The 22345-nt window shown below is 41.4% G+C and carries 14 protein-coding genes; 13 read left to right on the forward strand and 1 reads right to left on the reverse strand.

The genetic code is table 11. The features are described 5' to 3' along the window. Positions 1–19 precede the first annotated feature (19 nt). Positions 20–7081, forward strand: coding sequence for an MBG domain-containing protein (locus G631_RS0115025; protein WP_196803885.1), 7062 nt, complete (start codon positions 20–22; stop codon positions 7079–7081). A gap of 77 nt (positions 7082–7158) precedes the next feature. Here G631_RS0115025 and G631_RS0115030 read toward each other — a convergent pair whose 3' ends face one another. Next, positions 7159–8769 (reverse strand): CTP synthase, encoded by a 1611-nt coding sequence (locus G631_RS0115030; protein ID WP_026490145.1) that lies wholly within the window; start codon positions 8767–8769, stop codon positions 7159–7161. Positions 8770–9090: 321 nt separating this feature from the next. Here G631_RS0115030 and ftsH point away from each other — a divergent pair, with 321 nt between their 5' ends. From ftsH to G631_RS19425, 12 genes are all read left to right on the forward strand, one after another. Next, a complete protein-coding gene (gene ftsH / locus G631_RS0115035; protein WP_026490146.1) occupies positions 9091–11331 on the forward strand; it encodes an ATP-dependent zinc metalloprotease FtsH in 2241 nt (746 codons plus the stop codon). 55 nt (positions 11332–11386) lie between these two features. After that, positions 11387–13279: an excinuclease ABC subunit UvrC gene (gene uvrC / locus G631_RS0115040; RefSeq protein ID WP_026490147.1), complete on the forward strand. Its 1893-nt coding sequence runs from the start codon at positions 11387–11389 to the stop codon at positions 13277–13279. Positions 13280–13463: 184 nt separating this feature from the next. Next, on the forward strand, positions 13464–13940 hold the full coding sequence (locus G631_RS0115045; RefSeq protein WP_026490148.1) for a hypothetical protein: 477 nt from the start codon (positions 13464–13466) through the stop codon (positions 13938–13940). After that, positions 13937–14638, forward strand: coding sequence for a hypothetical protein (locus G631_RS0115050; RefSeq protein ID WP_026490149.1), 702 nt, complete (start codon positions 13937–13939; stop codon positions 14636–14638). Before G631_RS0115045 ends, G631_RS0115050 begins: the two co-directional genes overlap by 4 nt. Positions 14639–14686: 48 nt before the next feature. Next, positions 14687–16372 (forward strand): substrate-binding and vWA domain-containing protein, encoded by a 1686-nt coding sequence (locus tag G631_RS0115055; protein ID WP_026490150.1) that lies wholly within the window; start codon positions 14687–14689, stop codon positions 16370–16372. 217 nt (positions 16373–16589) lie between these two features. Continuing rightward, a complete protein-coding gene (gene hprK / locus G631_RS0115060) occupies positions 16590–17537 on the forward strand; it encodes an HPr(Ser) kinase/phosphatase (RefSeq protein ID WP_026490151.1) in 948 nt (315 codons plus the stop codon). A 50-nt stretch (positions 17538–17587) separates the two neighbouring features. Further along, a complete protein-coding gene (locus G631_RS0115065) occupies positions 17588–18526 on the forward strand; it encodes an ROK family glucokinase (protein ID WP_026490152.1) in 939 nt (312 codons plus the stop codon). Positions 18527–18543: 17 nt separating this feature from the next. Further along, a complete protein-coding gene (gene murB, locus G631_RS0115070; RefSeq protein WP_051197305.1) occupies positions 18544–19455 on the forward strand; it encodes a UDP-N-acetylmuramate dehydrogenase in 912 nt (303 codons plus the stop codon). Between the two features lie 59 nt (positions 19456–19514). Beyond that, on the forward strand, positions 19515–20390 hold the full coding sequence (gene rapZ, locus G631_RS0115075; protein ID WP_026490154.1) for an RNase adapter RapZ: 876 nt from the start codon (positions 19515–19517) through the stop codon (positions 20388–20390). A 3-nt stretch (positions 20391–20393) separates the two neighbouring features. Further along, positions 20394–21338 (forward strand): DNA-binding protein WhiA, encoded by a 945-nt coding sequence (gene whiA / locus G631_RS0115080; protein WP_026490155.1) that lies wholly within the window; start codon positions 20394–20396, stop codon positions 21336–21338. A gap of 28 nt (positions 21339–21366) precedes the next feature. Continuing rightward, entirely contained in the window at positions 21367–21627 is a 261-nt protein-coding gene (locus G631_RS0115085; RefSeq protein ID WP_026490156.1) for an HPr family phosphocarrier protein, read from the forward strand. Between the two features lie 464 nt (positions 21628–22091). After that, a complete protein-coding gene (locus G631_RS19425; protein WP_035789888.1) occupies positions 22092–22328 on the forward strand; it encodes a hypothetical protein in 237 nt (78 codons plus the stop codon). The last annotated feature ends 17 nt before the right edge of the window (positions 22329–22345 follow it).

A 22345-nucleotide genomic window follows, 5' to 3' on the forward strand; every position in this document is an offset into this window, starting at 1 on the left:
TATGAGGGAGGAAATGCTTATGTTAAGAAAATGGAATCGAGTTTTAGCATTCATATTAGCATTTGCACTTGTAGCAACTACCTTTAATAGTGATTTAGCAAGTGTAAGAGTATTTGCTGACGATGCTCCAGAAGAAACAGTAGAGCAGCCAGCAGAAGAAGCGCCACAGCAGGAGAGCGGTGGAGAAGAGGCTCAGCCAGAGAATAATGGCGGTGAATACCAGGAAGAAGGTGGTCAGGAAATCACACCTCCGTCTGAAGAACCTGGACAGAACCCCGTTGAGGAACCTAAGCAGAATGCAGATCAGCAGAATCCAGCTGAAGAGCCTGCACAGAATCCTCCGGCAGAAAATCCAAATCCCCCAGCAGTAGAGCCTGCAACTCCAGATGCTGAATCTACAGATGTAGTAATACCTGAGGAGCCCAAAGAGGCAGCTGCAACCGAAAGTTCTTTTGACAAAGAAAAAGAAGATGCGGCTAGCGAAAGTTCATCCAAGGAAGACGCTGCAGCAGAAGCCTCATCAGAAGACGATGCAGCAACAGAGGCTTCTTCAGAAGATAAAGAAGAAAAGGAAAACTTCATAACAATTAAGTACGTGGCTACAGAAGGTGGATCAGTAACAAAGTCAGAAGAGAAGTTAAATGCTGATGAAGAAGAGCCTAAGATAGAAGGCTCAACAGCAGTAGCTGATGATGGATTCGTATTTGTAAGCTGGAAAGATGCTGACGGAGAAGTGGTTTCTGAAAGCGCAGAGTATATTCCCTCAAGTGTAGTTGAAGACATTACTTTTACAGCTAATTTCAAAAAAGCTGAAGTAGAAATAGAGATGCCAGCTCAGAGATTTAATGGCTATGCCGGCGGTGTGAGCGTATATGTAGAAGCAGAAGAAGGCGCTTTCCCTAAGGGCACAGTATTGGAAGTTTCTGAAGTAAATGATCTGAATGTTCTGGAAAAGGCAGCAGACGCAGTTGATGGAACAGTAAAAGAAGCAAAGGCGGTTGATATTACTTTCAGATACAATGGCGAAGAGATTCAGCCAGCCAAGCAGATCAAGGTTAAGCTTACAACAACAGCAATTGAAAATCCTGACGACACAAGTGTTGTACATATTGATGACGCAGGAAACGCTGATGTAGTAGATAGTGAAGTAAAGGGAATCACAGCAGAAATCCTTACAGATAGTTTTTCAATTTATGTAGTTGTAAGTGAAGGCGCTGATGCAAGATTATTAGTTCACTTCATGAATGGCGAAGAAGAGATAGCTTCCATGTATGTCAAGAAAGATGATGACATGGAAACAGTTATCTATGATCCGGGCGTAGGAACACAGGCAGAAGGCATTAACTTCAAGGGATGGTCAGAAAATGAGGATTATGATGTTAATGCAGAGGCCATGACAATCCAGCAGGTAAGAGAGGATATAGTAAATATTCTTGAGGCTGGAATAGTAGAAGGAACTAATGTAAATTATTACGCAGTATTCTCAAAAATGTATATTGTAACTTACCTTGATGAAAATGGTGCATCACTTGGACAGAAGCAGGTTGAGTTTAAAGCAGACGCTACAGGAGATGACCTCAAACAGGAATATGAAGTCAACATGGCTTACACTCCTACATCTGATGAGTGCAACTTCATGGGATGGACAGTAAAAGAGGGTAAGAATAACATCGTTGAAAAAGAAGGTGAAGTTTATACTTATAACGATGATGATATCTTCGAAAATGAGGATAATATCACAATAGTTGGTGACGTAGTATTCTCTGTAAATGCACCAAGAGGACACTGGCTTGTATTTAATGAGAACGGAAAAGGCGGTAAGTACAATGCTCCTCAGTTCGTTAAGACAGGAAATGTAACAGCAAGACCTTGTGAAGATTCAGAAATGACAAGGTTTGGATACACCTTTAGCGGATGGTTTGAAGCAGTAGAAGATGCTGAAACAGACCCAGAGGCGGAACCTCAGGAAGGCGAAGCGCAAGAAAAAGAAATAGTTCTCAGGGACGAGCCTTTCGTATTCGGACAGGAGCTTGAGAAAAATACAACTATCTATGCTAAATGGACACCAAATGAAACAGCTGCATATACAGTAATCCTTTGGACCCAGAATATAGATAGAGATGGATATGATCTTAAAGAAGCCTACATTCAGAATGATGGAGTAGTTGGAGAAAACATTCCTTACGAAATCGTGGCTAATGGTGACGAAGGCTATGTAAAGATCGGCAATAACAAAAATGTTGAAAAACATTATAAAGGATTCAATGTAAGGACTTCTATAGCAGATGTAAAGATAGTTCCAGAAGGTAATTCAGTTCTTAACATCTATTTTGACAGAATAGAATATGATCTTAAATTCTATTACTACAGACACAGAACAGTAAGAGAAGGCAGAGTTGACAAGGACGAGTTCTCATATGCTAACAATTCTGCAGCAGGTCAGAATACATGGGGTATTGTAAGCTGGCATACAAGTGATACTAGCCACCCTACTCAGACCTATGGAGCTGATAACGTAGAAAATATAGATGGATATGAAGGTCATTATTTTATACTTCATGCATATTACGGAGAGAATATCGAAGGAAGATGGCCACAGTATAGTCAGATAACCGGAGTAGGAAATAACTCCCCAGTAAGTTTCGTAATGATGAATGGAACAGGTCTTAAGCCTAATCCTTCTTCTGGCGGTGACGGAACAATCAAGGGTAATATCACAATTCTTGATGAAAAGATCCTTGGCGCCACAAATGATGCAGATGGTAACTTCCTGATCGTAAGATTCCAGACCTACAACAACTGGAATTACCACATCTGGTATGAGGCAGTGCCTGGAGAAGACTATACAGGAAAGCCTACACACACTTATGAAGGTGTTACATATTACGAAGATCACATAGTTACTCCAAGATCCAGTAACACAGACGTTAATCAACAGAATGCACCTCAGTACACAGGTTATGAGTATTACACAAGACGCAACGAAGACTGGACTAATAGTAGCAGATGGTCAACCAACAATCCTACTATCTATCATATCAACTATCTGTATAAGCGTTTGTCTTACCCAGTACAGTTCATGGATGGCAAGTATGTAGATGGTAACGGAAACCTCATAGAAGGTAATGACCAGTTTAACATAAAGAGTAGTGATCCTATAGATCAGGGAACTGCAATACCAGACGAGGTAAAGAATTATAAACCTGAATTACAGGGTGGAAGAAAAGGATTCGTATTTGAGGGATGGTATACAGATTCTACATGTACAACTGAGTATTCATTTACTGGCAAGATGCCAGTTGGAGGAATCATAGTTTATGCGAAGTGGAGACAGGTAGAATATCGTGTATTCCTTCATCCAAACGTAGATGAGAGCGATACTTCTCTTGAATGGGGATCTGAAGAACAGGCAATGAACTTCCGTGTTGCTTACGGCGGAAAGGTAAGTACACCAACAGGAACAAGAGATGATTACTTGTTCGTTGGATGGTACTTCGATGAAGGATTTACCAGAGTATTCAATTCAAGTGCATATGTTCTCAATGAAACAACTGTTACCACAGATTACGACAAAACAACCCACATGACAGATGACACGAACAAATATGGTAACGGTGCAACTTATAACAAGGATTTGGACAGATTCTGGATAACCAAGGAACTTAACCTTTATGCTAAGTGGAGAAAAATCCTGAATGGAGCAGATGGAATCAAGGTTCAGTACACATTGAAAGATCCAGCTATTGAAACTCCTGGAACAGGAACACCAGTAGACAATAACGAATATGTAGATAATGCAAATGCGATTGCAGTTCCAGCAATCACAGCACCAGAAGGATATGTATTTGATCACTGGGTAATGCAGACGTGGAATGGAACAGCATATGAAGACGCAGATTCAACACCGATTTATCCAGGACAGGAATACAAGATCCTCGCAGCAAATGCCCACATAGTTGTTATTAAAGAAAACGAACAAGGAGAAATAGAAGAAGCCAGCTACACAATCCAGCTTCGTCCTAGCTTCAAGGAAAAAGAGACAGCGACTCCAACATTTATTCCTTGGTTTATGAATGACGGATCATATGCTTTCCGCATTGATAACGCTACTGATTACCTGGCTAGTACACTTAAAATTAACGAAGCAGTTAATATGGCTGGTGCACAGACCAGGACAGGATATAAGTTCGTTGGTTGGAGAAGAGTAGACATGGGCGAAAGCTTCCAGGAAGCAAAAGACTTCATGGGAGACTCTGGAAATTGGCAAAAGACAGACCTGACAGCTGAATTCTTCTACAACGAAGAAGATGGCAAATATTATCAGAACAACGAATTTACTGGAGATGCAGTAGCTCAGGTGGCAGCAGATGAAGATAAACCATACCAGGCAATGTTCGCAGTATGGGAAAGAACAGCAATGGATGTGACGGCTGACAGCTATGAAGGCACATATGATGCAGAATATCACTACATCACAGTACATCCAAGTGTAGAAGAAGATTCAATAATCTACTACAGCCGCGACAACCAAAATTGGAGTACAGCAAATATTGGTGTCAAGGATGTAAGTGAAGGTCTGGTAACAGTATACGTTAAGGTAGAAAATCCTTATTACGAGACAGTAACTACACAGGCAACTGTAAAGATTAAACCAAGACCTGTAGAAGTAAAAGCAAATGATGCATCAAAGGTATTTGGTACTAATGATCCACAGTTTACAGCAAGTGTCAGCGGAGTTATCGATAACGCTGAGATCGAATACGACCTTAACAGACCAGGAAAGGGAACAGACGAAGCTGTTGGAACATATCCAAATGCAATCGTAGCTTCTGGCGAGGAAGCACAGGGCAACTACACAGTAACTTATAAACCTGGCAACTTTGAAATTAAGAAGGCAGGAACAAACATAATAACAGCAGCTCCATACAGTGGAATATATGATGCAGCGGCACATTCAATCACAGTATCTGGCGGAGCAGAAGGAACAACCTTCCAGTACAGGACAAGTGAAGACCAGCAGTGGAGCGATGAACTTCCAACCTTCACAAATGTAAATGTTGATAACCCTGCTACAGTATATGTAAAGGGAAGCAATCCAAATTATGATGATACATTTGCAGAAGCTACAGTAACTATCGACTACAGACCAGTAACAGTAACTGCCAAGAACGCTAGCAAGATATACGGAGCAGATGATCCTGAATTCGAAGCTGTAACAGGAGAAAACCAGCTACTTGGCGAAGATACTGTTGAATATCAGCTTAGAAGAAACGGTGATGACGAGGAAGTTGGAACCTACATAGGAGTTATCGAGCCATATGGAGAAGAAATCCAGGGCAATTACAAAGTGACTTATATAAAGGCAGACTTCTCAATAACAAAGGCAGCAACTCTCTCGGTAACAGGAATATCTTATGAAAACTACTACGATGGAGAATCACATTCAGTAAAGGCAACAGCAAGCGTAGTGGAAGGTACAACAATCTACTTCAGTGAAGATAACATTACATGGTCAACAGAAGCACCTAAGTATAAGAACATTACAACAGATGAGCCAAGTGGAAGCATTACAACTTATATCAAAGCTGAAAATCCAAATTATGAGACAGCAACTGATGTAGCAACAGTTACAATCAAGCCTCTTACAGTTACAGTTAAAGCAGATAATGCTTCTAAAGTATATGGAGACCCAGATCCTGCAAAGTTTACTGCAACAGTAACAGGTATTAAGGACGGCGACGAAATAACTTATGAAGTAACAAGAAAGGGTACTGGAACAGAAGAAGGACCAGCAGAAGATGTAGGATATTACGAAGGAGACCTTATCCCATCTGGCGATGTCAAGCAGGGCAACTACAACGTAGAATACATTCCTGGTGACTTTGAAATTACTAAAGCCCCAGCTGACAAGCTTGGACTTACAGCTGAAAACTACAACGGCAAGTACGATGGTCAGCCACATACAATCACAGTAACTGTCACAGAAGAGGAAGGAACAACACTCTATTTCAGCCTTGATAATGAAAACTTCGTAACAGATCTTAGTGAATATGAGTATACAAATGTTACTGAAGAAGCTATCACCATCTTTGTAAAGGCTGAAAATGACAATTATGAGATGGCAACTGCAAGTGCAACAGTAATGATCACTCCTAGAATAATAACTGTAACTGCAGGCAGCAGCGAAGACCATGAATATGATGGAACAGAAGTAGAAGTAACTGACTACACCATAAGTGGAGACGACCTGGTAGAAGGTCAGACCCTTACAGCAGAACTTGAGAACAATAAGAGAACACTTCCAGGAAGCCAGATAGTGAATATCAAAGAAGGCTCAGTCTTGATAACAAGCGATGGAGAAATTACTACAGATAACTACACAATAACTCTTCAGCCTGGAACGCTTACAATTAAAGACAGAACAAATCCATATGAGATCACAATCGCAAATGATGACATCATTATCGACTATGACGGAAATCTCCACAGATACGTAAGTGGATATTCTATCAATCCTGATGAGAACACAACCATTCTCGATTGGATCTGGGATGCACTGTCAAACATGTTCACACTCAAGGCTTCTGCAGCAGAAGACATTACTTTTGACATCGACGGTGTCACATACACAATAGATGGAGTAATAATTTCTGCAGAAGGTACAGAGGTTGGAACTTATGACTTCACACATATTGGAAATCCAGTGATCAGCAAGGATGGAGTAGATGTGACTAAGCAGTTCAAGGTAAACTACAAACTTGGCAGACTTATTATCCAGGGAACACAGCCAGGACCAACACCTGATCCAACTCCAGACCCAACACCTACACCAATCCCTGATGATCCAACACCTACAGCACCAACACCTGCACCAGCACCTGCTCCAGCAGCAATAGCACCAGCAGGCGAAGCAGTTCTTGGAGCACGTAGAGATAGTGGTCAGGCGGTACTTGGAGCAAGAAGAGCTAGAACAGAAGATAGCACAAACCTTCCAGCAAGACTTCTTGTAATCCTTGCAGCAGCGGCAGCATCAGCAACGCTCCTTCTTATCGGCAAAAGAAAAGAGGAAGAAGAGGACTGAACTCTCCAAAATAGGAACAACTAAATAAAGCGTGGTATTCAAAAAGGGAGCGGCTTTTAGCTGCTCCCTTTAAATTATCAGCGATTCTTTTCATGCTCAAGTGATGCTCCGATAAATCCGGAGAATAATGGATGAGGTCTGTTAGGACGAGACTTAAGCTCTGGGTGAGCCTGAGTAGCCATATGGAAAGAATTAGATGGAAGCTCGATCATCTCAACAATTCTGCCATCTGGTGAAAGGCCACAAAGCTTCATGCCGTTAGAAACAAGCACTGCTCTGTAATCATTGTTGACCTCGTATCTATGACGATGACGCTCTGTGATATTCTCTGTACCAAACAACTCATAAGCCTTGGAATCTTTATCAAGAACACAAGGGTAAGAACCAAGACGAAGTGTTCCGCCAATGTCCTCAACACCATTCTGATCTGGTAAAAGAGCTATCATAGGATGAGTAGTATTAGGATCAAACTCGATTGAGTGAGCATCATTATAACCTATAACATTTCTGGCAAATTCAATAATGGCAAGCTGCATTCCAAGGCAAAGGCCAAGGAAAGGAACATTGTTCTCTCTTGCATACTTGATAGAAGTGATCATACCTTCTATACCACGGTCACCAAAACCGCCAGGAACAATGATACCATCTACATCTTTAAAGAAGGACTCTGCATTTTCCTCAGTAACTTCTTCTGAATCAACCCACTTGATTGAAACAGCAGTGTGATTAGAAATACCACCGTGCTTGAGGGCTTCAACAACAGAAATGTAAGCATCGTGAAGCTGTGTATATTTTCCAACAAGTGCAACCTTAACTTCATGCTTAAGAGAGTAGAGAGTGTTGACCATTTCCTTCCAGTCTCCAAGATCCGGCTCTGGACAATCAAGATTCAGACACTCACAGGCTACCTGAGCCAAATGCTCTTTTTCCATTGCAAGAGGAGCCTCATAGAGGTACTCAAGATCAAGGTTGTTGAGAACATGACTGCTAGGCACATTACAGAAAAGAGCTATCTTGTCCTTAGTCTCCTGATCAAGCTTTATTTCTGTACGGCATACGATAACATCAGGCTGAAGTCCCATTCCCTGCATAGTCTTAACTGCAGACTGAGTAGGCTTGGTCTTGATTTCCTGTGAACAACGAAGATAGGGGATAAGAGATACAAGGATGAGCATGGCATTTTCATGGCCAACCTCATGCTGGAACTGTCTGATAGCCTCAAGGAAAGGCTGTGATTCGATATCACCCACAGTACCACCAACTTCGATGATTGCAATACGTGTCTCATCATCAGTAAAGTTTCTGTAGAATTTGCTCTTTATTTCATTAGTAATATGGGGGATAACTTGTACGGTGCGTCCGCCATAGTCGCCGCGACGCTCCTTCTGAAGAACAGACCAGTAAATCTTACCGGTTGTAACATTTGAATTTTTATCTAGATTCTCGTCAATAAATCTTTCGTAGTGACCAAGGTCGAGGTCAGTTTCAGTACCATCTTCAGTCACGAATACCTCACCGTGCTGAACAGGGTTCATAGTTCCGGGGTCAATGTTAATATAGGGGTCGAACTTCTGCATCGTAACCTTGTAGCCACGAGCCTTAAGTAGTCTTCCTAGTGAAGCCGCTGTGATTCCCTTTCCTAGACCGGATACAACACCGCCTGTAACAAAAATGTACTTAACTGCCATTATTCTGATTTCCTCCTGATCTTATGACGAGACTAAATTTGTGAAAGTAAAATGAAATTGTAAGAAAAATAAGCTCTTAAAAACAACGTCTTATTATATATACTAACCGAAAGAAAATCTAGGTAATATTGAAATTAATTTTAAAAAACTTTTAGGAACATTAACTTGAAAAAATAAATTGTACGCTATATAATCATACAAAATAAAAATAAAGATGCATCAAACTACTGTGTTTAACTGTTTAAATAGTAATAGGCGTTTGACTAAAAGGATCAATTATCATAACATTATTAATTATAATGTAAGAAATGGAAAAAAGGTATGGATAATAATCAAAATCAGAGAAATAATAATCCACTGGGTGATGGATCAAATTCACCTAGAAAACAGAACATAATTCTTCTGTTAGTAGCAGCTCTTGTTACCATGATCTGTATGACATACTTTCTAAGAGCTTTCTCAGAAAATACAACTCAGGAGAAGACTTATTCTGAATTTATCGCAATGGTTGAAAACGGCGAAGTTAAGAGCGTTGTGATAGAGGATGACAGAATAGTGATAATTCCTGTATCTGAGGAAGATGAGGAACATTCACAGCCTAGCTTTGTAGGAGCTTTTGGCGGTGGCAATCAGATCACATATTATACAGGTAAGGCAGAAGAGGATTCCGAACTGACCAAGAGAATGCTCGATGCTGGAGTTGATGTTAAGAGCGAAGTTCCTGATAATTCAGGTGTTGTTCTTACATTTATTCTTTATTACATTGCACCAATTCTACTCATGTGGTTCATTCTTTCCATGATCTTTAAGAAAATGGGCAGAGGCGGCGGTCCTCTTAGCGTAGGCAAGAGCAATGCCAAGGTATATGTTCAGAAGGAAACAGGAGTTACCTTCAAGGACGTTGCAGGTGAGGATGAGGCTAAAGAGTCTTTAGTAGAAGTCGTTGACTTCCTTCATAATCCTGCCAAATATGCCAAGATTGGTGCCAAGCTCCCTAAGGGAGCCCTTCTTGTAGGCCCTCCAGGAACAGGTAAGACACTTCTTGCCAAGGCAGTTGCAGGTGAAGCTCATGTTCCATTTTATTCCCTTGCAGGTTCTGATTTCATCGAGCTTTATGTTGGTGTTGGTGCCAGCCGAGTTCGAGACCTCTTTAGCGAAGCCAGCAAGAATGCACCATGTATCATTTTCATAGATGAGATTGATGCGATAGGTCGTAGCCGTGATAACAAGTATGGCGGTGGCAATGAGGAGAGAGAGCAGACCCTTAACCAGCTCCTTTCAGAGATGGATGGTTTCGATTCTTCTAAGGGTGTTCTTATTCTGGGAGCAACTAACAGACCAGAGATACTTGATAAGGCTCTCCTTCGTCCAGGCCGTTTCGATAGAAGAATCATTGTGGACAAGCCTGACTTAAAGGGACGTGAAGAGATTCTCAAGGTTCATTCCAAGGATGTCAAGATGGATGAAACTGTAAATCTTAAGGAAATCGCCCTGGCCACAGGTGGAACCGTTGGTTCAGACCTTGCCAACATGATAAACGAGGCTGCTATCATCGCAGTTAAGGAAGGCAGAGAGTTCGTTTGCCAGAAGGACCTTATGGAGGCCTTCGAGCAGGTTATTGCCGGAAAAGAGAAAAAGGATTCAATCCTCAGCAAGGAAGAGCGTAAGCTCGTATCTTACCACGAGGTTGGACATGCACTTGTCAGCGCAGTTCTTTCAAATACAGAGCCAGTTCAGAAAATCACAATTGTTCCAAGAACAATGGGATCTCTTGGATACGTGCTCAACGTCCCTGAGGACGAGAATCATCTTAAGACCAAGGAAGAACTTCTTGATGAGCTTACTGAGCTAATGGGCGGACGCGCAGCTGAGGAGACAATCTTCAATACTGTAACAACAGGCGCAGCCCAGGATATAGAGCAGGCAACTTCAATTGCAAGAAGTATGATCACTTTATACGGTATGAGTGATAGATTTGGTCTTATGCAGCTTGAGTCAATCCAGAACAGATACCTTGACGGAAACAGAGTCCTTCAGTGTAGTGATGAGACAGCAACTCAGATTGATGAAGAGGTCAAGAAGCTTATTGCTCAGTGCTATGAGAGAGCCAAGGAGATCATCAGCGGCCATCTTGATACTATGGACAAGATTGCGCAGTTCCTTATTGAAAAAGAGACAATTACTGGTAAGGAATTTATGAAGATCTATAGAGAGGCTGAGAACATTCCTGAACCTACAGAAGAAGAAAAAGAATCAGCTAAGGCCAAGAGACTATATGCAACTCGTCCAGAGTCAGCTATTGTAGGAGAAAATGTTCCTATAAGAGGCAAGAAGGAAGAAGAAAAACCTCATGATCAGAATCCTTCACAGGAACAGCCTAGTGAAGACCAGAGCCAGTTCCAGAGCCTTTTTAATGCTCAGGTTACTGATAATGGTGTTCAAAGCCAGATAAACTGGACTCCAGGTCAGGAAATAGGTAATACCCCAGCTGAAGACAGCAATACTTCTAGTGAGAATCGTGGAAGATTCTCAAATGTACCAGATGACTTTGACAAAAACTAAAAAACTTATTTTTTCGAGCCCTGCCCTTTTCTAGGGCAGGGTTTTCTGGTGGAAGATGAGCAATTTCGATGTAAAAGAAGAACTGAAAAAACTTCCCAATAAGCCAGGTGTCTATATCATGCGAGATGAAAATGACACAATCATGTATGTGGGAAAAGCGATAAACCTTCACAACCGTGTAAGGTCTTATTTTCGTGCAAATATAGGTCGTGGTCCGCAGATAGACCAGATGGTGAAACAGATTGCAAGATTTGAGTATATCGTAACGGATTCAGAACTTGAGGCACTGGTTCTTGAGAACAATCTGATAAAAGAAAATTCCCCAAGATACAACACACTTCTAAAGGATGATAAGACCTATCCATACATTAAAGTGACCGTTTCAGAAGATTATCCAAGAGTTCTTTTCTCAAGACTCATGAAAAAGGATAAGTCCAGATACTTTGGCCCCTTTACAAGTGCAGCAGCGGTGAAGGACACTATTGAACTTATTAACAAGATATACGGGCTTCGAACCTGCAATCGCACCCTTCCAAGGGATATAGGCCTAGAAAGACCCTGCCTTAACTACCATATGAAACAGTGCTGCGGACCTTGTACTGGAGAGGTTTCCAAGGAAGAGTACAGGCAGCGCATAGACAAAGCATTGGATTTCCTTAATGGAAACTATGCAGCAATTATCAAAGATCTGGAAGGAAAGATGGAAGCTGCTTCCGAGGAACTTGACTTTGAGTCAGCAGCCAAGTATAGAGATCTTCTTGCAAGCGTTAAAGTGGTGGCTCAAAAGCAGAAGATGACTGACTCCTCCATGGAGGATAAGGACATTATAGCAATAGCTTCAGATGACAAGGATGCGGTAATTCAGGTCTTTTTTGTGCGAGATGGAAGACTTATTGGCCGAGAGCATTTCTATATGACACATGTGTCAGAAAATCCCCAGGCTGAGATACTTTTAAACTTTGTTAAACAGTTTTATGCAGGAACACCTTTTATTCCGAGAGAGCTTATGCTTCCAGAGGCGATAGAAGATATGGAAGTCATAGGAGAGTGGCTTTCTCAGAGAAAGGGAAGTAAAGTCTACATTACAGTGCCTGAGCGGGGCCAAAAAGAAAAGCTCATGGAGCTTGCAACTCAGAATGCTGAGCTTGTATTGTCCAAAGACAAGGAGCGAATCAAACGCGAGGAAGGCCGAACCATTGGAGCGGTAAAAGAGATAGAGAATCTTCTGGGAATCAAAGGCCTTGAGCGAATGGAAGCTTATGATATATCCAATATCAGCGGCTTTGCAAATGTAGGATCCATGGTAGTTTACGAAAAAGGTAAGCCCAAGAAAAGCGATTACAGAAAGTTCCGTATTAAATCGGTAGCAGGCCCTGATGATTATGCCTGCATGCATGAGGTGCTCACAAGAAGACTCCTTCACGGAATAGAGGAAAGACATGACCTTCAGGTAAGAGATATAGATGCTCAGTACGGCAGTTTTACCAAGTTCCCGGATCTTATTCTTATGGATGGTGGAAGAGGCCAGGTCAATATCTGTCTTCAGGTTTTGGATGAACTTGGAATCCACATCCCTGTCTGCGGTATGGTCAAAGATGATAACCACAGGACAAGAGGACTATATTATAACAACGTTGAACTTCCAATAGATACAAGGTCAGAAGGTTTTAAACTGATAACGAGGATTCAGGATGAGGCCCATAGATTTGCTATAGAGTACCACAGGTCCTTACGATCCAAGGCTCAGGTAAAGAGCTCTCTGGATGATATTCCTGGCATCGGTCCTGCAAGGCGAAAGGCTCTTATGAAGAGCTTTAAATCCATAGAAGATATCAAAAATGCCAGCGTAGAAAGGCTCATGGAAGTTCCTGAGATTCCGGAAAATGTGGCAAATAAGATTTATGATTTCTTCCATAGTCAGAAAACTGACGAAAATGCAACAAATTAAGGGGGAATCCCTGTTTATTAGGTAGGAGAAAAACTAATAAGCAGGGATCAGTGTTGTGTCTAAATCCGCTATGGAATCCAAGCTTTCAAAACTTAATTATTCTGGTGAAGAAAAGAGTGTTAAGTGGGTGCAAATTTTGGATGAATAATATATAATATCTCACAGATTGTTGAGAGGAAATTTTTTGATATTTAGTGCAATGATGAATCCGGAAATCATTCTGCTACAGCGCAAGATAGCAGATTATCCAGAGCGGATTGACAAGATGCAAAAAAGATATGCTCTTGTGAGGGCGCCAAAGGCCAACAATATAGAGTCGGCCATAAAGGGGCTTAACGCATATATCTTACAGCTCAAGGTCAACAGCGGCTCTTTTGACAAAATAAGTGAATTTATAAATGCGGACCTTAAAAGGCTTGAAGAGCTGATGCAGGAGTCATGGAATGGAGAGGATGATTCCAAGGAATCTCTTCAGCTTAGTCATGTACAGCTTCAGCATGCGGCGGCCACAGTTGAGACCTACCGCAGATCAATTGATGCTCAGCTGGATGGGGCTCAGGTTGCACTTGAGAAACTTAAACTTGCGCAGAAACAGAAAAAGACATTTGACGTAGTTAATCTTCTTGCAATGATAGAAAAGGGAGATGGATATACATTATGAAGAAGAAATTTAATCCTATAGTAGGAGTATTGCTGTTAATTGTAGGAATTGCAGCAGCTGTAGGTCTTGGGCTTAACGCGGGAGACCTTATTATCACACTTGGAATCGGAATATTCAGAATCCTTGCAATCATAGGCTTTGCAGCTGTGGGAGCGGGATTTCTTTTAACCTTTATTCCACTGATCATCAAGCTTGTAAAAGATAAAAAAGAGAAAGAAGCCCTCGCTAAAAAGAAAGCGGCTGAGGAAGAGGCTATCCGTAAAAAGAAAGAGGATGTTAAGGGCCTTGTACACCAGCTTATGGATGAAGAGGCAGACTTTGCACCAGTTGGACAGATCCTGTTAAAGGAGATGGAAGACATGGATGAGTTTGTGGAGAGAAATGACAAGCTCTTTAATTATAATGATATGACAGAATTTGAGAGCATGAAGGAAATTATTTCTCAGGCCAAGAATGCTCTTTACCATAACTGCCGCGGGGTTGTTAATCTTTATGTGGCACTTGAAACTTCTGAGGAATTTAACGGGGAAGCGGACAAGATCATTCAGAGTAACAACGAGCTTTTAAACAATGCACAGAAGTTCCTTCTTGAGCTTGCAAGATACACCAACGAGCAGAATGAAGATACTGACGCAGTTACAATGATCCAGGATTATGCTGATGCGATCGGTCAGTCCCTGAGACATACTTACGAATAAGGTTTTGGGGTAAAGCTAATAATATAAATATGTACGAGGAGAAGAAATATGAAAAAGAACAGATTCCTGAAGGGTATTATGGCAGCAGTCCTTGCCCTTACTGTAACAGGATGCTCATCAAATGTAACAAACAATGACACACTTAACAATTCACTTAGCTATGATGATGCTGTAACAGAGCTGAATACTTTTGTTAAAAAGATCAATCCTACAACAATACCTGCCAGAATAGACGTAGATATGGCGGATGCGTCAGTTGCAGATTCACTTGCAAGCATCGACACATTTGAAATGATGCTTCAGGGATCTGGTAACATCAACATTGAGATTGCTGCTCCTTCAGAGTTTAGTGGCAAGTCTTATCCAGATGAGTGGCTTGTGGCAGTTGGACAGAAGTTCAACAAGGCAGGCTACACAGTAGATGGAAAGAGTGTTTCAGTTTCTATCAGAAAGATTTCATCTGGTGAAACACTTACTTATATAGCAGAGGGTGGATATCAACCAGATCTTTATATCCCTTCCAATGAGATGTGGGGCGAAATGCTTCAGGCAAGCGGTGTTAAAACGGTTAAGTTGGCAGATAGGATTGCTGGAAACACAGCAGGTATCCTTATGTCCAAGGATGTATATGATTCGTACTCAGCTAAATATGGCGATGTTACAGTAGATGGCGTTCTTCAGGCAGCTATCGCAGGAGACCTTGTATTTGCTTATACTAACCCATACACATCAGCTACAGGTATGAATATTCTCTGTTCAATGCTTCATGCATTTGACAATGAGAATCCTCTTTCAGATAACTCAGTTCAGCAGCTTATTCAGTACCAGAACAATGCGCCTACTGCAGCTTATACCACATCAATCCTCAAGGATTCAGCTGCCAAGGGAATCATTGATGCTATGGTAATGGAAGAGCAGACTTATATCAACACTCCAGAACTTAAGAATTATGTTTATACTCCAGCAGGAGTTCGCCATGATCACCCTGTTTACGCTTTTGGCTGGACAGATGATGACGAGATGGAAGTTGCCAAGATGTTTGTTGAGTATTGCCAGTCAGCTGAATGTCAGGATATGGCCAATGAAAGAGGCTTTAACCTTCATGAGGACTACGTTTCAGAAAACTATGGTATGACAGGTGCTGACTATCTTTCAGCTCAGAAGGTATGGAAGACCAACAAGAACGGTACACGTCCTACTATCGCAGTATTTGTAACAGACGTATCAGGATCTATGAACGGCACAAGAATCAAGTCCCTTAAAAACTCTCTTCTTAATACAATGCAGTACATAGATTCCAGCAGTTACATTGGACTTGTTAGTTACAGTGACAAAGTATTTATTAATCTTCCTATCGCTCAGTTTGACAACAAGCAGCGTGCTTATTTCAGCGGTGCTGTCAAAGACCTTGAGGTAGGCGGACAGACAGCTACTTACGATGCAGTACTTGTAGGAATGCAGATGCTTCTTGATAAGAGCAAGGAAATTCCTGATGCCAACCTTATGCTCTTTGTTCTTTCAGACGGAGCACAGAATGCTGGCTATGAACTTAAGAGAATCACGCCAATAGTTGGTGGTCTTGGAATTTCGGTATATACTATTGGATATGAGATGAATAGTTCTGACAAAAAAGATCTGCAGACTCTTTCAGAGATCAACGAGGCAGTTTGCATCGATGCAGACACAGAAGACATCGTTAACGAACTTAGAAATCTATTTAATGTAAACATGTGATGATATAGCAGACGGAAGTCACAAGGACATGTGCTAGCACAAATGTCCTTGTGACCTCAGGATGCGAACAAACACGAGGAAAAAAGATATGCGAATGAAATGAGCATATCGATTTCTGAGTGTTTGTAGGATTGCGAGAGTACAAAGTACGGAGCAATCCGTATATCATCAATAATGACAAATAATCCACAACAACAAACCAACCCAGGAGGAAATCATGGCAAGTGTAAGTCTTAAAACTATCATTGAGAAAATGAAGCTTGAGAATCTGACTCCAGAGCTTGACATCAAGAAGATCAGGATCAGTCAGCCGGATATTAACAGACCAGCCCTTCAGCTTGCAGGGTACTTTGAACATTTCGAGGCAACAAGACTGCAGGTTATTGGATTCGTAGAATATACTTACATGGAATCATTTCCAGAGGATGAGAAAGAGCAGAAATACAGAGAATTCCTGGCTTTTGATATTCCAGGTGTAGTATTCTGCAGAGAACTTACTCCAGATCCTCTTTTTATAAAGATAGCAATAGAGGAGAAGGTTCCAGTTCTGATCACCAAGAAGTCGACATCTGCATTTATGGCTGAAATCATCAGATGGCTTAACGTCAAGCTTGCACCATGCATTTCTATCCATGGCGTTTTAGTAGATATTTATGGCGTCGGCGTTCTCATTACTGGTGAGAGCGGAATTGGTAAGTCTGAGACAGCTATCGAGCTTATCAAGAGAGGACATCGTCTTGTATCAGATGATGTTGTTGAGCTTAGAAGAGTAAGTGAAGAGACACTTATCGGTACAGCGCCTGATATAACCAAGCACTTTATCGAAATGAGAGGTGTCGGAATCATCGATGTTAAGACACTTTACGGTGTTTCAAGTGTTAGAGAGACTCAGACAATCGACCTTGTAATCAAGCTTGAGGATTGGGACAAAGATAAAGAGTATGACAGACTTGGTCTGGAAGAAGAATACACTGAGTACCTTGGCAACAAGATAGTTTGCCACCGTATTCCAATTCGTCCAGGTAGAAACCTGGCAGTCATCTGTGAATCAGCAGCAGTTAACCACAGACAGAAAGCTATGGGCTATAATGCAGCCCAGGAGCTTTACAATAGAGTTCAGAATTCTCTCGCAAGAAGACGCGGCGACGACGAGGATGACGAGTAGATAATAATATAAAAAATATATAGTAATAATAGAGGAGAAGTAAATACACAATGGCTAGATACGTATTCGGTATTGACCTTGGGGGAACAACAGTAAAAATCGGACTTCTGACAGAAAGCGGAGAAAAGGTAGAATTCTGGGAAATCCCCACAAGAACAGAGAATAACGGACAGTACATTCTCTCTGACGTGGCAGAAGCAATCAGAGCCAAGATGAAAGAGAGAGGAATTGAAGATACAGAAGTTATCGGTGCAGGTATCGGAGTTCCAGGCGCAGTTAATGTAGACGGACTTTGCTATCAGGCTGTTAACCTTGGATGGGAGAAGATCAATGTAGTGAATGAACTTCACTCTAAGTTAAAGCTCCCAGTTAAGGCTGGTAATGATGCTAACGTTGCAGCTCTTGGAGAAGCATGGAAGGGCGGCGGACAGGGCTACCAGAATATGCTTCTTGTAACACTTGGAACAGGTGTAGGTGGTGGAATCATCAACGAAGGCAAGATTCTTGCAGGCAGCAAGGGATCAGGCGGAGAGATTGGTCATATTCATTTAGAGGATGATGAGCCAGATGTTTGCGGATGTGGTAATCATGGATGCTTTGAGCAGTATGCCAGCGCTACAGGTGCTGTAAGACTTGCAAAGAGAATCCTCGCTGCTACTGAAGAGGACAGCACACTTAGACATATCGACAACTTCCAGTGCAAGGATATCTTTGATGCAGCCAAGGCTGGAGACAAGGTAGCCAAAGAGATTGCTGAAAGATACGGCTACTATCTTGGAAAGGGTATTGCAGCTACAGCAACAGTTGTAAATCCAGAAATCATTGTTCTTGGTGGAGGTGTATCCAAGGCTGGTGAGATGCTCTTTGACCTTTTAAAGCCAAGTTATGAGAAGTATGTATTCTCAGGCTGCAAGGATGTGAAGTTTGCTCTTGCAAAGCTGGGTAACGATGCCGGAGTTTATGGCGCAGCCAAGATGCTACTTTATTAATTAGGGAGTGTTATTTTTTGAATCAGGATATTATTGATGCTATACGCCAGATCGCTCCAGGTCTGGAACTAAATAAAAATGAAAAAATGAGCAGGCACACCACGTTTAAAACTGGTGGGCCTGTAAGCTTGTTTATAAGACCAGCAAACCTTGATGAATTAAAGGGAGCAATTTCTATCTTAAGAAGAGCAGAAACTCCTTATTTTATCTTAGGAAATGGAAGTAATCTGCTGGTCTCAGACAAGGGCTTTGATGGAGCTATTATTTCAACTGATAAATTAGCCGATATACATTTAGAAGACGAAAACAAGATATATGCCGAAGCGGGGGCTATGAATTCCAGGATTGCAGCCTTTGCAAGGGATAACTCTTTGACCGGTTTTGAGTTTGCTGCTGGAATACCAGGAACCATCGGTGGTGCAATGATCATGAACGCAGGAGCGTACGATGGAGAGATGAAGCTTGTAACAAAAGAAGTGAGAGCTCTTTCTCCACAGGGAGAAGTTATCAGACTTGATAACAATTCACTTCAATTTGGCTACAGAACAAGCGCCTTAAAGGGCAAGGAATTTGTGGTTGTGTCAGCTCTTTTGGAACTTGAAAAAGGGGACAAAGAGGCGATAACATCAAGGATGCAGGAACTGGCTCTTAAGAGGAAAGATAAGCAGCCTCTTGAGTATCCAAGTGCTGGCTCTACATTTAAGAGGCCAGAAGGTTACTTTGCTGGCAAACTTATCGAGGATGCAGGCCTTAGAGGATATTCAGTCGGCGGAGCACAGGTATCAGAGAAACACTGCGGCTTTGTGATCAACAAAGGAAATGCTACATCTTCAGACATCTATAAGCTTATTTGTGATGTTCAAAAGAAAGTCTATGATGACTTTGGTGTTAAGCTTGAGCCGGAAGTTATCATGCTTGGCAAGTTCTAACTATATTAAAAGTCATTTTTATCAGTTGGCGATACGTAAGGTATCGAGAAGGACAGGATATGAGATTCGTCATTGTTACAGGAATGAGCGGCGGTGGAAAGGCCACAGCAATACATATGTTGGAGGATGCAGGTTTTTACTGCGTTGATAATCTTCCAGTATCACTTATTGAGAAATTTGCAGACCTTATCACAATGCCAGAAAATGAGATCGACAAGGTAGTTCTTGGAATAGATGCAAGAGCTGGTCAGGCTGTAGAAGAAGTAGCAGGCATGATCGATTCTCTCAAGGAAAGAGGAATTCCTGTAGAAGTCCTATTTATGGACTGCAGTGATCAGGTACTTATAAAAAGGTACAAAGAAACCAGACGTGTACATCCTATGAATGTCAACGATACTGGAAAGAGAATTGAGGATGGAATAGCCAAGGAACGAGCTGTGCTGGCAGAAGTCAAAAAGAGAGCAGACTATGTCATTGATTCATCCCAGCTTCTTACAAGAGAACTTAAAGAGGAACTTGACAGGATCTTCGTTAAGAACGAAGGGTACAATTCACTGATGGTAACAATACTTTCCTTTGGCTTTAAGTATGGAATACCTTCAGACGCAGACCTTGTCTTTGATGTAAGATTCCTTCCAAACCCTTATTATATCGATGAACTCAAGCATCAGACTGGTAATGATAAGGGCGTTCAGGACTATGTAAAAAGTTTTCCTGCTTGTGGAGAATTTCTTGATAAACTCACAGATATGCTACAGTTTTTGATACCTGGCTATGTTCAGGAAGGTAAATATCAGCTGGTTGTAGGAATTGGCTGCACTGGCGGACAGCACAGAAGTGTCACAATTGCCAATGAGCTTTATAAAAGGCTCAAGGAAGCAGGTGGCAACTATGGTATCAAGATTTCCCACAGGGATGTTAAACAGGCAAGGTGAGACATGTCTTTTTCTCTTGAAGTAAAAGAGGAGCTTTCTAAACACATAGGTTCATCGAGGCACTGTAGGCTTGCAGAAATTGCTGCCATAATTGACGGGGCAGGCTACATCAGAAAGGCTGAAAACGGCGAGATTACGCTGTATCTGCAGGATGACAATACCCTAGTAGTTAGAAAGTTCTTTACATTATTAAAAAAAGCATTTAATATAGGAACTAGCATTTTGGAGGGCGTTCCCAACATTAAGGAAAACGGCAGAATATATAGGCCGGTAGTGACAGATCAGAAGGCGATCCACTCAGTTTTGGGTGCCATCAGGATGATAGATCAGGATAGCATTATTCGAGATATTTCAGATGGAATTAGTCGTCAGGTTACCAGAAATTCCTGCTGTAAGAGAGCGTTCCTTAGAGATTCATTTATGTGCATAGGTTCCATCAGCGATCCTAATAAGGGATATCATCTGGAGTTTGTCTGTACAACACAGTCGCAGGCAGAGGGACTTCAGGAGATGATTGAGAGCTTTGATATCAAGGCTATGATCGTTCGTCGTAAGAAGTACTTTGTCCTTTATATCAAGGAAGGATCCGGAATTGTGGATCTTCTTAATATAATGGAAGCGCCAGTGAGTCTTATGAATCTTGAAAATCTCCGAATTGTTAAAGAGATGCGTAACTCCATCAACAGAAGGGTTAACTGCGAGGTAGCCAATATTACCAAGACTGTAAATGCAGCTACCAAGCAGATAGAAGATATAACATATTTAAGAGACCACTATGGATTTGAGAATCTTCATGTTAACCTCAGGGAAATGGCAGAAGTAAGGCTGGAACATCCTGACGCAACGCTTATGGAGCTGGGACAATTCCTTGATCCTCCAGTTGGCAAGTCAGGAGTTAATCATAGACTTAGGAAATTAAGCGAGTTAGCAGACAAGATAAAAGGATAGTAACCGATTAAGATTTAGGAGGGGAATTATGATTACAAAATCTATCGAAATCAAGTTGCCTAGAGGCCTGGAAGCTAGACCCGTTGCAGAGCTTGTTCAGCTTGCAAGCAAGTATGACAGCACTCTTCACATTGAGGCTCAGTCCAAAAAGGTCAACGCCAAGAGCATCATGGGTATGATGACGCTCACACTTGAGTCTGGAGAAAATGTTACAGTTATCGCTGAAGGTGCTGACGAAGAGGCAGCAGTAGCAGATCTTGAGAACTTTCTTCAGGGTAAGAACGATTAATTAAAAAAAGTCCCTATAAAAGGGAGGATGCCAGGTAAGCTTCCTTACCTGGCATATTATGAAAAAGTTTTTTAAAATTGGTATTGTCTTAACTCATCTGACAATATTATATTAACAAGAGGATGTGTCCAAAAGATGATTCTGAGTAACCATTCTTTTAATTAATTGTAAACAAATTATGAACGGCATTGGTTTCCTTACCAGTGCCGTTTTATTTATAAAATGATTCTAAACATCAGTATGCGTTTCCGCATAAAACTTCCAACGAAATATAGAGCACAAGTGCAATTACCGGTATTTTATGAAAAGTTAATCAGTTTTGCGTCATTAAAATATATTCAACAACTGAAATTTAATTTAAAATTATAAGTGCAATTCTTGAAAAAAAGTTCACAAATTATCCTAAATATGATTACTTTTATGATAGATAGTTTCCTATAATCACAAGTGTGAGGGTGAGCATTATGAATAAAAAACATAAGCAAAATGAAGGAAACTCTTCAGGCGATAAAAAAAAGGGAACTTTTATCGTAAAAGTGGAATACTGCCAGAACAATACCTGGCAGGGAAAGATCACTTGGGCTGAAGAAAACAAAAAGGTTAATTTCAGAAGCGCACTGGAAATGGTGCAGCTGATGAACGACGCACTTGAGCAGGCACAGAAAGACAGCGAAAGAAAGACACAGAACTCAGTTTCATAAACATTCTTAACGGAGGG

Origin of the sequence: Butyrivibrio sp. XBB1001 (genome assembly GCF_000424505.1) — a bacterium.
Lineage (GTDB): Bacteria > Bacillota > Clostridia > Lachnospirales > Lachnospiraceae > Butyrivibrio.

Excerpts from the sequence above, each read along its gene's own strand:
- G631_RS0115085 (WP_026490156.1), top strand. The coding sequence starts at position 21,367 with ATGATTACAAAATCTATCGAAATCAAGTTGCCTAGAGGCCTGGAAGCT.
- rapZ (WP_026490154.1), top strand. The coding sequence starts at position 19,515 with ATGAGATTCGTCATTGTTACAGGAATGAGCGGCGGTGGAAAGGCCACA.
- G631_RS0115030 (WP_026490145.1), bottom strand. The coding sequence starts at position 8,769 with ATGGCAGTTAAGTACATTTTTGTTACAGGCGGTGTTGTATCCGGTCTA.
- uvrC (WP_026490147.1), top strand. The coding sequence starts at position 11,387 with ATGAGCAATTTCGATGTAAAAGAAGAACTGAAAAAACTTCCCAATAAG.
- ftsH (WP_026490146.1), top strand. The coding sequence starts at position 9,091 with ATGGATAATAATCAAAATCAGAGAAATAATAATCCACTGGGTGATGGA.
- G631_RS0115025 (WP_196803885.1), top strand. The coding sequence starts at position 20 with ATGTTAAGAAAATGGAATCGAGTTTTAGCATTCATATTAGCATTTGCA.
- hprK (WP_026490151.1), top strand. The coding sequence starts at position 16,590 with ATGGCAAGTGTAAGTCTTAAAACTATCATTGAGAAAATGAAGCTTGAG.
- whiA (WP_026490155.1), top strand. The coding sequence starts at position 20,394 with ATGTCTTTTTCTCTTGAAGTAAAAGAGGAGCTTTCTAAACACATAGGT.
- G631_RS0115050 (WP_026490149.1), top strand. The coding sequence starts at position 13,937 with ATGAAGAAGAAATTTAATCCTATAGTAGGAGTATTGCTGTTAATTGTA.
- G631_RS0115065 (WP_026490152.1), top strand. The coding sequence starts at position 17,588 with ATGGCTAGATACGTATTCGGTATTGACCTTGGGGGAACAACAGTAAAA.
- G631_RS0115055 (WP_026490150.1), top strand. The coding sequence starts at position 14,687 with ATGAAAAAGAACAGATTCCTGAAGGGTATTATGGCAGCAGTCCTTGCC.
- G631_RS19425 (WP_035789888.1), top strand. The coding sequence starts at position 22,092 with ATGAATAAAAAACATAAGCAAAATGAAGGAAACTCTTCAGGCGATAAA.